General features: G+C 68.7%; 13 protein-coding genes. 5 read left to right on the top strand and 8 right to left on the bottom strand.

The features are described from left to right. Positions 1–60 precede the first annotated feature (60 nt). Positions 61–1,203, top strand: a complete 1,143-nt coding sequence (locus DVH23_RS07595; protein WP_114576843.1) for a DUF1616 domain-containing protein — start codon at positions 61–63, stop codon at positions 1,201–1,203. A gap of 100 nt (positions 1,204–1,303) precedes the next feature. After that, positions 1,304–2,641, top strand: coding sequence for a tryptophanase (locus DVH23_RS07590; RefSeq protein ID WP_114576842.1), 1,338 nt, complete (start codon positions 1,304–1,306; stop codon positions 2,639–2,641). On the opposite strand, the gene DVH23_RS07585 is transcribed toward DVH23_RS07590, so the two are convergent. Both DVH23_RS07585 and DVH23_RS07580 read right to left on the bottom strand, forming a co-directional pair. Continuing rightward, positions 2,638–3,012 (bottom strand): hypothetical protein, encoded by a 375-nt coding sequence (locus tag DVH23_RS07585; protein WP_114576841.1) that lies wholly within the window; start codon positions 3,010–3,012, stop codon positions 2,638–2,640. The genes DVH23_RS07590 and DVH23_RS07585 overlap by 4 nt on opposite strands. A gap of 110 nt (positions 3,013–3,122) precedes the next feature. Continuing rightward, the gene (locus DVH23_RS07580) at positions 3,123–3,782 is read right to left on the bottom strand and encodes a metallophosphoesterase (protein ID WP_114576840.1); all 660 of its coding nucleotides are present in this window, start codon (positions 3,780–3,782) and stop codon (positions 3,123–3,125) included. Positions 3,783–3,878: 96 nt separating this feature from the next. On the opposite strand from DVH23_RS07580, the gene DVH23_RS07575 reads away from it, so the two are divergent. Continuing rightward, positions 3,879–5,231, top strand: a complete 1,353-nt coding sequence (locus DVH23_RS07575; RefSeq protein WP_114576839.1) for a serine hydrolase — start codon at positions 3,879–3,881, stop codon at positions 5,229–5,231. A 19-nt stretch (positions 5,232–5,250) separates the two neighbouring features. On the opposite strand, the gene DVH23_RS07570 is transcribed toward DVH23_RS07575, so the two are convergent. Continuing rightward, positions 5,251–5,838, bottom strand: a complete 588-nt coding sequence (locus DVH23_RS07570) for a DUF1684 domain-containing protein (RefSeq protein ID WP_114576838.1) — start codon at positions 5,836–5,838, stop codon at positions 5,251–5,253. Positions 5,839–5,983: 145 nt separating this feature from the next. Here DVH23_RS07570 and DVH23_RS07565 point away from each other — a divergent pair, with 145 nt between their 5' ends. Further along, the gene (locus DVH23_RS07565) at positions 5,984–6,286 is read left to right on the top strand and encodes a hypothetical protein (RefSeq protein ID WP_157972359.1); all 303 of its coding nucleotides are present in this window, start codon (positions 5,984–5,986) and stop codon (positions 6,284–6,286) included. Positions 6,287–6,405: 119 nt separating this feature from the next. Beyond that, positions 6,406–8,784: an ATP-dependent DNA helicase gene (locus DVH23_RS07560; RefSeq protein WP_114576836.1), complete on the top strand. Its 2,379-nt coding sequence runs from the start codon at positions 6,406–6,408 to the stop codon at positions 8,782–8,784. Positions 8,785–8,861: 77 nt separating this feature from the next. On the opposite strand, the gene DVH23_RS07555 is transcribed toward DVH23_RS07560, so the two are convergent. From DVH23_RS07555 to DVH23_RS07535, 5 genes are all read right to left on the bottom strand, one after another. Continuing rightward, positions 8,862–9,314: a hypothetical protein gene (locus DVH23_RS07555; protein ID WP_114576835.1), complete on the bottom strand. Its 453-nt coding sequence runs from the start codon at positions 9,312–9,314 to the stop codon at positions 8,862–8,864. Next, positions 9,315–9,851: a winged helix-turn-helix domain-containing protein gene (locus tag DVH23_RS07550; protein WP_114576834.1), complete on the bottom strand. Its 537-nt coding sequence runs from the start codon at positions 9,849–9,851 to the stop codon at positions 9,315–9,317. An 89-nt stretch (positions 9,852–9,940) separates the two neighbouring features. Beyond that, positions 9,941–11,029 (bottom strand): ABC transporter ATP-binding protein, encoded by a 1,089-nt coding sequence (locus tag DVH23_RS07545; protein WP_114576833.1) that lies wholly within the window; start codon positions 11,027–11,029, stop codon positions 9,941–9,943. Then, positions 11,026–12,876 (bottom strand): iron ABC transporter permease, encoded by a 1,851-nt coding sequence (locus DVH23_RS07540; RefSeq protein WP_198667870.1) that lies wholly within the window; start codon positions 12,874–12,876, stop codon positions 11,026–11,028. Before DVH23_RS07540 ends, DVH23_RS07545 begins: the two co-directional genes overlap by 4 nt. Beyond that, entirely contained in the window at positions 12,876–13,934 is a 1,059-nt protein-coding gene (locus DVH23_RS07535; protein ID WP_263623605.1) for a thiamine ABC transporter substrate-binding protein, read from the bottom strand. The genes DVH23_RS07540 and DVH23_RS07535 overlap by 1 nt, the downstream gene beginning before the upstream one ends. Positions 13,935–14,021: the final 87 nt, after the last annotated feature.

Below are 14,021 nucleotides of genomic sequence, written 5' to 3'. Positions count from 1 at the left end.
CCACCGCCGATCCGCGAGGATCGACCGACTTTTAGGGCGATGGGACCGATCGGATTACCGATGGTCGCGCCCCGGACGCTGTGGCTCGCGCTTCCTCGAGGGCTCCGGGAGCTACCGGCCGACCTCGCCGCGGCGGTCGCGCTGGTCGTCGCGACCAACGTCGCGGTGCTCGCGCCCGTGATCCGCGAGACGCCGCTCCGGGTGCCGATCGGACTCGCGTTCGTGCTCTTCGTCCCCGGCTACGCGTTCGTCGCGGCGCTGTTCCCCGAGGAGGGGGAGTCGCCGGTCGCCGACGGTGCCGGGATCGAGGAGGAAGGAGACGGCGGGGACGCCAGCGCGACCTGGAGCCGCTCTGCCCGCTCGGGGATCGACGGGATCGAGCGAGTCGCGCTCTCCTTCGGGCTCTCGATCGCCGTCGTCCCCCTCATCGGGCTCGTGCTCAACTTCACGCCGTGGGGGATCCGGCTGGTGCCGATCATGGTCGCCGTCAGCGCCTTCACGCTGATCGCCGTCGCCGTCGGGGCCCACCGTCGGCGGGAACTCCCCGCCGACGAGCGGTTTGCGGTGCCCTACCGGGCGTGGATCGCCGCCGGTCGCGACGAGATCGCCCGGCCCGACTCGCGGGCCGACGCGGCGCTGAACGTCCTGCTGGCGGCCTCGATCCTGCTGGCGGTCGCGAGCGTCGGCTACGCGGTGATGGTCCCCCAGACCGGCGAACAGTTCTCGGCGGTCTACCTCCTCACCGAGACCGACGAGGGCGAGCTCGTCGCCGACGGCTACCCCGAGGAGTTCCAGCGCGGCGAGAGCAGCGAGGTGATCGTCGGCGTCGACAACCACGAACACCGGACGACCAACTACACGGTGGTTCTCGTCGAGCAGGAGGTCGAGGTGGTCGAGAACGACACGCTCGGGAACGAGACGGCCGGAAACGGAACCGTCGCGAACGCGACCGTCAACGAGACGGTCGTTCGCGACCAGAACGAACTCAACCGGTTCGAGACCCGTCTCGCCCACAACGAGAGCTGGCACCACCCCCACGAGGTCGAGCCGACGATGACCGGCGAGGACGTCCGGCTGGTCTGGCTGTTGTACCCCGACGAGGTGCCCGCGGAGCTCTCGACGGAGACCACCGACTACTACGTCCACCTCTGGGTCGACGTCGAGCCCGGGAGCATCGAGCCGGGGGGCGGGGACGACGGCTGACCGAGCCCGTCGCCACGTCTGGACACGAACGGCCGGTTCCGTGCGCTCGCCGACTGATTCCGACAGGGAAGTTGAACTGTCCGGCCACCGAGGGACGGCCATGGTCGCCTACCGGTCATCGATGGTCGAGCGGACGGATCTGCCCTCCCGCGGGCGCCGGGAGCGGGCGATAGAGGACGCGGGCTACAACGTCTTCAACCTCGCGAGCAGGGACGTCTACGTCGACCTGCTGACCGACAGCGGGACGGGAACGATGAGCACCGACCAGTGGGCTGCCCTGCTGGGCGGCGACGAGTCCTACGCCGGCTCCGAGAGCTTCGAGCAGTTGGAGGAAAGCGTCCGGGACGTGATGGGCTTTCCTCGGATCGTCCCCGCTCACCAAGGACGGGGCGCCGAAAACGTCCTCTACGGCAGCCTCGTCTCCGAGGGTGACGTCGTCCTCAACAACACCCACTTCGACACGACCCGGGCCCACGTCGCGAACCAGGGAGCCGAGCCGGTCGACTGCCCCGCGCCGGGCGCGTTCGACCCCGACGGCGAGGGCGACTTTCGAGGAAACTTCTCGGTCGACCGGGGCTACGAGGTCGTCGATCGGGTCGGCGCCGACCGCGTCCCCGTCGTGATCCTCACGATCACGAACAACTCGGCGGCCGGCCAGCCCGTCAGCGTCGAGAACACCCGCCGGGTCCGCGAGTTCGCCGACAGGATCGGTGCCACCTTCGTCATCGACGCCTGCCGGTTCGCCGAGAACGCCGGCTTCGTCAGCGCACGCGAGGGCGAGTTCGAGGGCGATCCGATCGCCGATATCGCCCGCGAACAGCTCTCCTACGCCGACGCCCTCGTGATGAGCGGCAAGAAGGACGGGCTCTCGAACGCGGGCGGGTTCGTCGCGCTCCGCGAGGAGGACCTCCACGAGCAGTGTCGTCAACGCGGGATCCTCTACGAGGGGTTTCCCACCTACGGCGGGATGGCCGGCCGGGACATGGCCGCCCTCGCCGTCGGCCTCCGGGAAGCCGTCGAGGAGGGGTACGTCGAGGGACGGCTCGAGCGCGTCCGGACGCTCGGCAACCTCCTCGCGGAGCGGGGAGTCCCGGTCTACACGCCGACCGGGGGCCACGCGGTGTACGTCGATGCGGGCGAGGTCTTTCCCGATATCCCGCCGGAGGCGTTCCCCGGCCAGACGTTCGTCTGCGAACTGTATCGAGAGGGCGGCGTCCGCTGCGTCGAACTCGGGAGCTTCGCCTTCCCGGGGGCCGACCGACCGGATCTCGTGCGGCTGGCGGTGCCCCGCCGGAGCTACCACCGAGAACACTTCGAGCACGTCGCCGACGCCGCGGCGGCGGTCACGAACCGGGAGAACGTTCGGGGTCTCGAGATCGTAAGCGAACCCTCGACCCCCGAACTGCGCCACTTCACCGCGGAGCTACGGCCCCGTTAACGGCGGTCGGAGACGGCCTGGCGGGCGCGCTCGCGGTAGGTCGGCTCGGGTTCGGGCTCGTCGCCGAACCGGGCTTTCGCGCGGGCACGGAGGCCGGGGCCGGAGCGCTCCGATCCGTCGGAGCCCCCTCGCTTGGCGAGCCAGCCGGGCACCTGTGACTCAAGTTCCTGGCGTTTCTGCTCCTTCAGTTGCCCGTACCGCCGGAGGACGAGCCCGACGCCGAGAAAGAGCGCGGCGTCGGTCAGCTCGCGGCGGAACCGTTCGCGGTCGTTGTAGAGGGCGACGGCCTTGACGAGCGAGAGTCCCCCGATGACGATGTACAGCAACGAACTTCGGGATGGATCCCCGCTCAGCATCCGTTTGAGTGACATGCGAAGCCGGATACGGCCTCCCCCCAGTTAGCTGTTGGGCCGGTCCGTGCGTGCAGGGCGGGCCCGGAATCGAAAGAGACCGGCCGAGGGCCGTCGAACCCCGTCTCCGTCTACTTCCCGCGGGCGAGCCGCGTCCCGAGCCGTTCGGGCAGCCCCTCCTCCCGGATCTTCCGCTGGACGGCCTCGACGTCGTAGGCGACCCGGTGGAGGTCCACGTCCATCGCGTCGAGATCGAGGACGGCGTAGGCCGCCTTCGGGTCGCCGCCGCGGGGCTGGCCGACGCTTCCCGGGTTGACGACGATCCCCTCGCCGTAGCTCTCGGCGTGCTGGACGTGGGTATGGCCGAGGACGAGGACGTCCTCCTCGTCGAGCAGTCGGGGCGAGAAGTCCGCGGGATAGGTGTAGCGGTCGGGATCGGCGGGATGGCCGTGGACGAGTTTGACCCGGTCGTCACAGGTCAGGCGCGTCTCGGGGAGGGACTCGAGCCATCCCAACTGCTCGTCGTCGAGCTCCCGGCGGGCGTACTCGACGCCCGCTTTCGCCATCTCGTTGAACCGGAAGGCGGTTCCCGAGACGACGGCGGCGTCGTGATTGCCGACGACCGTCGGCACCCGCCGCTCGCGCATGGCGTCGACGCAGTCGGCGGGCCAGGGATTGTAGCCGACGACGTCGCCCGCACAGACCAGTCGGTCTACGTCCGGCATATTCGCCAGGACGGCCTCTAAGGCGACCCGGTTGCCGTGGATATCGGAGATGAGCCCGACGCGCATACCCGAGGCGAGCGCGTCCAGTGGTATGTATCCTCGGCCTCGTGCTGTCTCCCATCCCAGGCAAGACCTATGTGTCAGCTTCGTTGATCGAATGGCATGGGAGAGAGGGCACGGACGACGGCCGACCGGATCGATTCGTTTCTCGGCGACTGGCGCGAGGACGAGGACGTTCCCGGCGTCAGCGCCGTCGTCTTCGACGAGCAGGGAGTCCGCGTCGCGACGGGCCTCGGCGAGCGGGAAGCCGAGTCTGGGGCACCGGCGACCCCCGACACGCTGTACTCGGTCGCGTCGCTCTCGAAACCCGTCGTCGCCCTCGCGGTGCTTCGGCTGATCGACCAGGGAGAGATCGATCTCGACGGCGATATCGGGGCGTACGTGCCGATCCTCGACGACGTCCCCGGCGATCCGATCACCGTCGAAGAGCTGCTTTCGCACTCGTCGGGGATCCCGCGGGACTTCTCGGCGCTCCACGGCACCATAGACGACGGGCAGGATCTCGGGCTGCTGGAGCACGTGAGGGGCGCAGCGGATCAGCGCCTCCTCGACCGGGATCGATATATGTACTCCAACGGGGGCTACTTCGTCCTCGGGGAGCTGATCGAGGCCGTGGACGGCCGTCCCTACGACCGGTACGTCGGCGAGGAGGTCCTCGATCCGCTCGGGATGGAACGGTCCACCTTCGACCCGGACGCGCTCCGGACCGACGACGACGCGATGACGGGCTACGCCGAGCGCGACGGGGAACTGGTGGTGAAGACCTACGACGGTGGTGCAGGATCGGCCGGCGGGTTGATCAGCTCCCCGCGGGAACTCACCAGACTGGGGCGGTGTGTGCTCGACGGCGGCGAGGTAGAGGGGAGCCGGATACTCGACTCCGATCTCCTCGCGAAGGCTACAAGCATCCAGTCGTCGCCGCTCCCGACCAGCGACGACAGCCGGCGAGGGTACGGCTACGGCTGGGAGATCGGCGAGTTCGCCGAGCAACTCCTTGCCAGCCACCTGGGTGGGATCGACGGCGCAAGCGCCTACATCGGCGTCCTCCCGGAGGACGGTCTCGGCGTCGCGCTGGCGCTCAACCGTCACGGGCCGCCGGCCGCCACGCTCGGACAGGCGGTCCTCGCGATCGCTTGCGGCGAGGAGCCCGCCGACCGCGTCCGGGCGATAAAGCTCTCCGAGGTGGTCGAGACCGTTTCCGGGACCTATGGAGCGTACCGGAACGCCGAGACAGTGGTCGTCGAGCCCGTTCGGATGGGACTAATCGAGCTGACGGTGGAGGGCTTTGCCCTCTCCGTCACCGCCTCGCCGGAGGAGATCGGTGACGACCGGTACGTCTTCTCGGTCCGCCCGGGAGACGGGGCGCTGTGGCTCGCGGAGTTCCGGGAGACGGAGACGGGACTCGAGTTGGTGCTCTCGATGGGAAAGTGGACGACGGTGCTCACCGAGCAGTAAATCAGTCCGTTCCGCAACGCTACTCGAACCGTTCGCCCGCGGGGATCGCGACCTCGAGCCAGTTCTCCTCGGGCGGAAGCGGACACGCGAAGGTCTCGCTGTAGGCGCAGAAAGGAGTGTAGGCGAGGTTGAAATCGACGACGATCGAGTCGCCCTCAGCGAGGTCGTCCTCGGCCTCCAGTTCCATGTAGCGCCCGCCCCCGTAGGTCATCTGCCCGGTCGTCTTGTCCCGGAAGGGAACGAATAGCGTTCCCTCCGCCGCGCCCTCCTGCTCGTAGCCCGCGAGTTCGAGTTTCGTATCCGTGAGATCCGGCTCCTCGCGCTCGAGATCCATCGTCAGGACCACGGTTCGGAGGTAGCGGACCTCGCCGTCCGCCGTCGTCTCCATGTAGACCGGGTCGGACGCGGGGTCGTCGGGGATCGAAACCGTCGCCTCGAGTCGGTACTGGGGATCGGGCTCGAAGTAGTCCAGCCCGTCGAAAGCCTCGCGGTCCTCGGGCGGGATCGGCGACTGGGGATGGGTCGAAAAGAACTCGTCTTTCTCTTCGCGCTTCTCCTCGAGTTCCGTTCGCCAGCCCTCGACGTCGAACTCCGGATCGTCGGCCATACGTCGGGTAGCGGCCGGGAACGGGAAGGAGTTGTGTTCGATCGGTGTGAGTCCCGGCGTCGGTAGGACTATATGATGGTGTGACGACACGACGACCATGCGCGGGAGAACGACACTCGTGGTCTCCGGAGTTCTTCTCGCCGTGATGGTCGCCGCGGCGCCGGAGAGGATCGAACCCGGAGTGGTTCCCGGTTCGGCCGGGCTCCTCGTGGGGGTTGGTGGGCTCTATTTGGAGTCTCTCGAGGCGGAATCCTGGAGAACGAGATCTCTCGAGGCCGGCGTGGTCGTGACGCTGTTCGGCTCGTTACACTACCTATCGTCCGGTCCGGATCTGTTCTTCTGTCTCGTGACGCTCGCCGCCCTCTTCGTGGAACAGAGTGCGGTTATCGTGTGGAGTGGCCCGGAAGGTGACGACGAGCGGAGCCGGACGAACCACTCGTTCGGCTGAGATCCGGCGAGAACCCGCTTCGGCCCCATCGACTCCATCCGATCCGCGGGTTTATGACCGATGGCGCGCCCAGTCGGCTCCGACATCCCTATGGACGAGCGACGACGAGTTCCGGAGAGATGAGCGAGGGCTCCTGGCGCGAGGTGTTCGGCCACGCCGAACCCTACGCGGACCAGGTAGACGGGATCGAGACCGCACTCGAGACCGCCCGCGAAGGCGGGTTTACGGTCGTCGAGGGAGCCTGCGGTACGGGAAAGACGATGCTCGCGCTTTCGGCGGGGATCGACCTCGTCCGGGACCCCGACAGCGACTACGAGCGCGTGGTCGTCCTCACGAGCGTCAAACAACAGCTCCGGCAGTTCGAGGAGGACCTGGAGACGATCAACGCGAACCTTCCAGGGGAGTGGGATCCCGTTTCGGGGTTGACCCTCGTCGGGAAGGCCGACGTTTGCCCGTACAACCGCGAGGGGGTCGCAGAGTTCGACGACGGCGTGGTGTACGACCGGTGTGAGAACCTCCGCGAGCGGACCCGCGACCTGACGGGCGAGGGCGGGGCGACCACCGCGGGCTCTCTCGCGGCAGATGCCAGAAGCCAGCAGACCGGGCTCGCCGACAGCGGTCGCAGCGACGGGGGCATCCGACTGCTCGAGAGCGCGGGCGAGACCGCCTCCTACCCTCCCGAGATCCCCACGTACGACGACGGCGGCCCGGCCGGCGGCGTCGAGTACTGTCCGTTCTACGCCCAGTACCTGGAGGACCTCCCCGACGAGGGCGACGAGGGCGGCTCGCGGGCCGAAGCGGTCCCGTTCGACCTTACCGATGTCGGCCTCGTCACCCCCGAGGAACTCGTCTCGCTGGGAATGCGCCATGGCTCGTGTCCCCACTCGATCATGGGCGCGGCCCTCCCCGAGGTCGAGGTCGTCATCGGCAACTACTACCACGCCTTCGACCCGACGACGACCGGCGCGTTCACGGGCGAGTTGTTGAACGAAGAGACGTTCGTCGTCTGTGACGAGGCCCACATGCTCGAACCCCGCGTCCGGGACCTCGTGAGCGAGGGGATCGCGGACACCTCGCTCAGGGACGCCGTCACCGAGTGTTCGCGGGTCCTCCAGCCCCTCGAGTTCGACCGCGAGGGGCGAAGTACAGAGAGTGGGTCGAAGACCGCCGACGCCGACCTCGTGCGTGCGGAACTGAACGATTCGGACGTCTCGGCCGACGAGATCGAAGCGGTTCGCGATTTTTTGGAAGCACTGCGCGAGGAACTCGACCGGCGCGTGCGGGCGCATCTCGACGGCGAGCACCGGGGCTGGAAGTCCGACCTGATGGAGTTGGAGGACGCGGAGATCCCGCTTCGCGATCCCCAGGTGCCCGCCGAGGACGAGATCTCGGCGTGGGCCCGCGAGGCGGGCTACGGCGAGAAGCTGTGGGTCCGCACGGAGTCGGTCGGCGCGGTCGTCGCCCGGATCATCAACGAGGCCGAGGGCGAGGAGAAGTCGCGAGCGGCGCCCGCGGTCGGTCGCGTCGTCGGCGAGTGGTACCGCCGGGATCACACCGAGTACTTCCGGGAGGTAGAACTCGAGCGGACCTGGAACGAGGAGGAACCCGCCGATAGCTGGCGCCGGGCCTACAACGGCCGGCTCGCCTTGCACAACTGCGTGCCCAGCGACGCGATCGGCTCTCGGCTCGCCTCCTTCGGCGGCGGGATCCTGATGAGCGCGACCCTCGAGCCGATGGACGTCTTCACCGAGGTCACCGGGCTCGATTATCTGGAGGGCGAGGACCGGCCCGTCGCAACTCGGCGCTACGGGCTGCATTTCCCCGAGGAAAACCGCGAGAGCTTCGCGGTCGCGGCGCCGAAGTTCACCTACGAGAATCGTGGGGCGCCGGGCGAGGAGACCCCCACTCGCCGGCAGTACGCCGACGCGATCGGACAGGTCGCGTCGGTCCCCGGCAACGTCCTCGTCGGGATGCCGAGCTATGCGGAGGCCGAGTGGGCTGCGGGTGTACTCGAGGCGCGCGTCGAGAAACCGGTCTTGCTCGACGCCGCGAGCGGGGACGACGCGACCGAGACCCTGAAGGACGAGTTCTTCGCGGGCGAGGGGAAAGTGTTGGTCACGAGCCTCCGGGGGACGCTCACCGAGGGCGTCGATTACGGCGGCGACCGGCTGGCCGCCGCCGCCGTCTGTGGCGTCCCGATCGTCAACACCTCGAGCCCACGGACGAAGGCGGTCCGGCGGGCCTACGACGATGCCTTCGGGGACGGCTTCACCTACGCGCTGACGGTCCCCGCCGTTCGGAAGGCCCGCCAGGCGATCGGGCGGGTGATCAGAGGTCCCGAGGAGGTCGGGATCCGGGTGCTCGTGGACGAGCGCTACGCCCGCGAGGAGTGGGACTCGGTCCGGAAGTTCCTCCCCGAGGACGAACGCGAGGAGTTTCAACCTGTGAGTCCCGATATGCTGGGGCTCGGGTTGGATCGGTTTCGGGATCGGCTCTGAGAGCAGTCCTTCGTGTTCGTCTCGTCGGCGAGAGCGATCGACGACGGCTCGAGAGTGCGAAAAGAGAACGAGAGGAGTCAAGACCCGTCGGCCGACCAGTGGCCTTCGATTCGCGGCTCGACTGCGGCGAGCACCGTTGCCGTGACGTCGAGCGGGTGAACCGCCGCCATCTCGAGGGCCTCGACCTCGTCGCCGGTCGGCGGTCGATGAAAGTGGAGCCGCCCGTCGTGTGGATTGGGGTGGCGATCCCATCGACACCCCCAGCCGTCGCCGTCGGCGAGAGTCTCGACGTAGTGCATCGAGAAGTCGCCGCTCGCGAACCAGCGGACGTCGAGCCGGGCGGCCCCGACGGTGTCCGGATATCGGTCCGTCTCGAACGAGGCACGGAGCAGGGTCGGTTCGGAGCCGTTCGGTTCGAACTCGGTCGTGGCGACCGTCGGGTCCTCGGCGAGGACGCCTTCGAGCAGCCGGAGGGTTTGGCGATCGGGCGGGCCCGTCGATGGCTGCTCCTCGTCTCTTGGCGGACCCATCTATGCCGGCAGGAGGTGGCCGTCGTTCTGGAGCAGTCGGCGTGCGAGTTCGTACAGCCGAACGTCTCGGTCGATCGACTGCCACTCGCCGACCGCCTCCATCCGGTCGTGGATCGCGTCGTGATCGTCCAGATCGAAGACCGACACCGCCGTCGGATCCGTCGCCCCGAAGCGCTCCTCGAACTCGCCCCGGCGCTCCTCGAGTCGTTCGACGCGATCGACGATCTCCTCCGCGGTCAGTTCCTCGGCGAGCCGGCTCGCCTCCTGCCACTCGAGGTAGCCGTCGTTGCGTTCGTACCGGACGGGACGACCGGAGCGGTCGGCGCGCGCGATGCCCATCTCCGCGAGGCGCTCGACGTGCTTTTTCGCCGCGTTCGGCGAGCAGTCCGCGATCTCCGCGATCTCGGCGTGGCTCGTCGGCTCCGTGATCCCGAGGACGACGTCGTAGACCCGATCGAACGTGTCGGCGTCGTCGTGCCAGCGCGTCCGGACCTCCTCGACGTCCTCCGGCGGCGGAGTCGGATCGATATCGGTCATGGCTCTCCCTACGCCCCGAAACGCAATATATCCCCAGATCTCACAAATATTTGATTCGCCGCCCCTTTCGGCGGACTCTCGAGGCCGACTTACTCTCGCTCGACGACGTGTGCCGCCTCCGGCTCGAACCCGACGGTCAATTCCTCGCGTGTGGGAACGTCGGGAAGCCGAAGCACGATCGGAGTCTCTCCCCACCGGCCGTCCACCCGGACGCTCTCGCCGTGGAACTCCTGGCCCTCGACGCTTACCCGTACTCGATTCGTTTCGGCGTCCTCCCGGAGCGCTTCGGGGCGAACGCAGAAGATGATTCGGTCGCCGGGAGACGGCGCGGACTCGACTCCCCAGTCCCGGTCGCCGGAATCCCGGCCCGAGTCCGCGACGGGATCGCCGATCGCGAACTCGCCGCCGTCGACGCCGACCCGGAGTCGGTCGTCCTCGCGTCCACGGACCTCGCCCTTGAGAACGTTGTTGTCGCCGACGAACTCGGCGACGAACCTCGTTCGTGGTCGGCGGTAGATCGCTTCGGGGGTGCCGATCTGTTCGACCCGGCCCTCGTTCATCACCGCGAGCCGGTCGGAGATCGCCAGGGCCTCCTCCTGGTCGTGGGTGACGTAGACGGTGGTGATCGAGAGCTCGGACTGGATTCGTTTTACCTGGCGGCGGAGCGATTCCCGGAGGCGGGCGTCGAGGGCACTCATCGGCTCGTCGAGCAGGAGGAGGCTCGGCTCGGGGGCGAGCGCGCGGGCCAGTGCAACCCGCTGTTGTTGCCCCCCCGAAAGCTGGCTCGGCTCTCGCTCGCCCATTCCTGAAAGATCGACCAGCTCGAGGAGTTCCTCGATCCGCGCCTCCGAACTCGCGGTCCCCGAATCCCGAAACTTGAGGCCGTAGCCGACGTTCTCGGCGACGCTCATGTGGGGGAAGAGTGCATAGTTCTGGAAGACGACGCCGACGTCGCGGGCATCGGGCGGGCGACCGGTCACCGATTCCCCGTCGAAGCGGACCTCGCCCACGGTAGGCTCCTCGAAGCCCGCGATCGTCCGGAGCGTGGTGGTCTTTCCACAGCCCGAGGGACCGACGAGGGTGAAGAACTCGCCGTCCGCGACGGCGAGGGAGACGTCCCGGAGGGCGGTCGTTTCGTCGTACGCCTTCGAGACCCCATCCAGGACGAGTTCGGTCACGCCTCGAACCTCCCGCCGACGCGGTCGACGACGACGAAGCTCGCGGCGGTCACGACGAGGAGGACGGTCCCCATCGCGATCGCGGGGCCGTTCCGGCGGCCGAGGTAGCGCTCGACGGCGACGGGCATCGTGTAGGCGTCGCTCCCGCTCGCCAAAATCACCGTCGAGGAGAACTCGCCGATCGAGATGGCAAAGGCGAAGGCGGCGCCGGCGACGATCCCGCTCGCCACGAGGGGGAGTTCGACGTCGAGCAGCGCGCGAGCGCGGCCGGCGCCCAGTGCCCGTGCGGACTCGACAAGCGCCGGGTCCAGATCCGCCAGCAGGGGCGAGACGTTCCGGACGACGAAGGGATAGGCGGCGACGGCGTGGGCGGCGACGATCGCGGCCGCGCCGGTGACCTGGAGACGGAACCCTCCGATATCGGTTCCGAACACGAGCCCCTCGAGCAGCCCGATCCCGAAGACGACGCCGCTGACCGCGAGGGGGACCATCGCGAGGGCGTCGATCGCCGTCCCCCACCGCGAGCGGACCGTCAGCACGGAGATCGTCACGCCCATCGGGAGCGCGACGGCGAGGGTCGCGACGCCGAACAGAAGCGAGTTGCGGATCGCCGGCCAGGGCAGCGTCTGGTAGGCCGCGCCGGTCGCCTGGCGCTCGGCGAGAAAGCGGTAGTGGCGCAGGGTGAAGCCGCCGCCGTCGGTGACCCCGCCGACGACCATGCTCGCCATCGGCCCGACGAAGACGACGACGGCGACCGCGCCGTAGGCGAGGACGGCGAGCCGGCGGGCCGAGAGAGCGGTTCGGAGATCCGGGAAGAGCGGCTCGCGGGCGGGCGAGGCGTCCCCGCGGCTCATTCCGGCCTGGGCGGACTCGTAGCGGAGGTAGGCGTAGGTCAGCCCCAGGGTGAGGACCGTCTCGAGGACGGCGAGGGTCGCGGCCTCGGCGACCGCGAGCTGGGAGATCCGGTCGTAGATCCAGACCTCGACGGTCGCGAGCCCGAGCCCGCCGAGCGCGAGGACGATGGGGAACGTCATGAACGTGAACACGAACGTGAGGAGGGCGCCGGTGAGTACGGCGGGGAGGAGTTGGGGAACGACGACGTCCCGGAACGCCCGTCCAGGACCTGCCCCGAGCGACCGGGCGGTCTCGACGGCCCGGCGATCGACCGACTCCCAGGCCGCGAGCGTGACCCGCGCCACCAGGGGCGCGTTGTAGAACGCGTGGGCGACGATCACGACTGCGAGGGGGCTGTACCCGATGAAGTCGACGGGGCCCAGGCCCGCAAAGTCCAGGGCCGCGTTTAGGGTCCCGTCCCGACCGAACATCGCGTAGAAGCCGACCGCGACCATGATCCCCGGGAGGACGAACGGGAGGATCGTCAGCGACCGGATCGTCCGGCGGCCCCGGAACTCGTAGGTCGCAAGTACGTAGGCCGCGGGAAGCCCGAGGAGGACGCTCGCGACGGTCGAGAGGGCGGCCTGGTAGGCCGTAAAGCCGAACAGTCCCATCCGGGGGACGGGCGCTCCCGCCCGGAGCCACTCGAGGACGCCCTCCACGTGAGCCCCGATCGCGAGCGGATCGGCGAGAACGCCCGCGAGCGCGCCCGTGTAGAAGGGGTCGGCGAGCACCGCCCGGAACGCCGAGAGCGTGGGAGTTCCCTCGGAGAAGACGGCCTGGGAGAAGACGATCCCGACGGGGAGATACAACATGACGGCGAGGATCGCCGCCGTCGCGACGGCGAGGACGGTGAGGGCGTGTCTCCCGGCCCATCCACGCAACCGATTCCGCCCGCTCCGACGGCTCCGGCCATCCCGACGGCCGCCGGGTCCGCCCGCCCTCGAGCTCACTACTGGGAGGCGATCTCGCGGGCCCAGTCCTCGATCCAGCCGCCGAGGTTCCCGCTCAGCTCCTCGTAGCCGAGGGCGATCGACTCGGGGGGCTCGTGGGCGTACTCGTCGTACTCGGCGTCGAGATCGACGTGTTCGTCGGCGACGGCGGGGAACTGGACGTTCCGGACGGCGATCTCGGCCTGGGCCTCCGACGAGAGCACGAAGTCCATGAACGCGTACGCGAGGTCGGCGTTCTCGCTTCCCTCGAACACCGCCATCCCCTCGGGGTTTGCGTATCCCTGGTCCTCGAGAAAGGCGATCTGGCTCCGGGACATGTCGCCGTCGTAGCGGTTGGTGTAGACCTGGTCGGTCGAGTAGGAGACGACCATCGGGCGTTCGGCGTTCTCGTAGGCACTGTAGGCATCGTCCCAGCTCCCCAGGATGCGGACGTCATTGTCGACTAGCTCCCGCCAGTAGTCGAGGTAGCCGTCCGCGCCGTAGGCGTCGATCGTCCACAGCAAGAACGCCCGGCCCGGATCCGAGTCCTGGGCGTTCTGGGCGAGCAGCGTCCCCTCGTATGCGGGGTCGACGAGGTCCTCGAAGCTCTCGGGGCCCTCGACCTCCCCCTCGTCGTAGACGAGGCTGATGTACCCCGTGTCGTAGGGGAGCACCCGGTCGTCGGGGTCGCCGAACTCGACGGCCGGGTCGTCCCGGACGCGGTCGGCCCGCTCTACCCGGTCGCGCTCGAGGGACGCGAACAGCTGTTCGTCGAGGGTATCGTCGATCCGGACGAGGTCGTCGACGTTGAGCCCGAAGTAGACGTCGACGTCGATCCCGGCGTCCTGCTGGGCGCGCTGGATGTAGTGGTTGACCCCCGCTTCGGGAACGGTCCACTCGATCGTGACGTCGGGATAGCGTTCCTCGAAGGCCTCCTTGAGCCAGACGCCGGCGGGCTCCTCGCCGTCGACCATCGAACTGTAGGTCGCGATCCGGAGCCGTCCCTCCGTCTGCTCGACGACGGCGACGGTGACCTCCGCGCTGTCGCCGTCGATCTCGACCTCGCGTTCGCCGCTCAGGTCGCCGCTCTCGGCGGCGACGGTGTACGTGCCGTCCGAAAGGCCCTCGGCGACGACCTCGCCGTCGCTGTCGGTCGCCGCTTCCTC

Origin of the sequence: Saliphagus sp. LR7 (assembly GCF_003344565.1) — an archaeon.
Lineage (GTDB): Archaea > Halobacteriota > Halobacteria > Halobacteriales > Natrialbaceae > Saliphagus > Saliphagus infecundisoli.
Note: the sequence above shows the minus strand (reverse complement) of the source record. Positions and strands in the feature narration are given on the sequence as shown.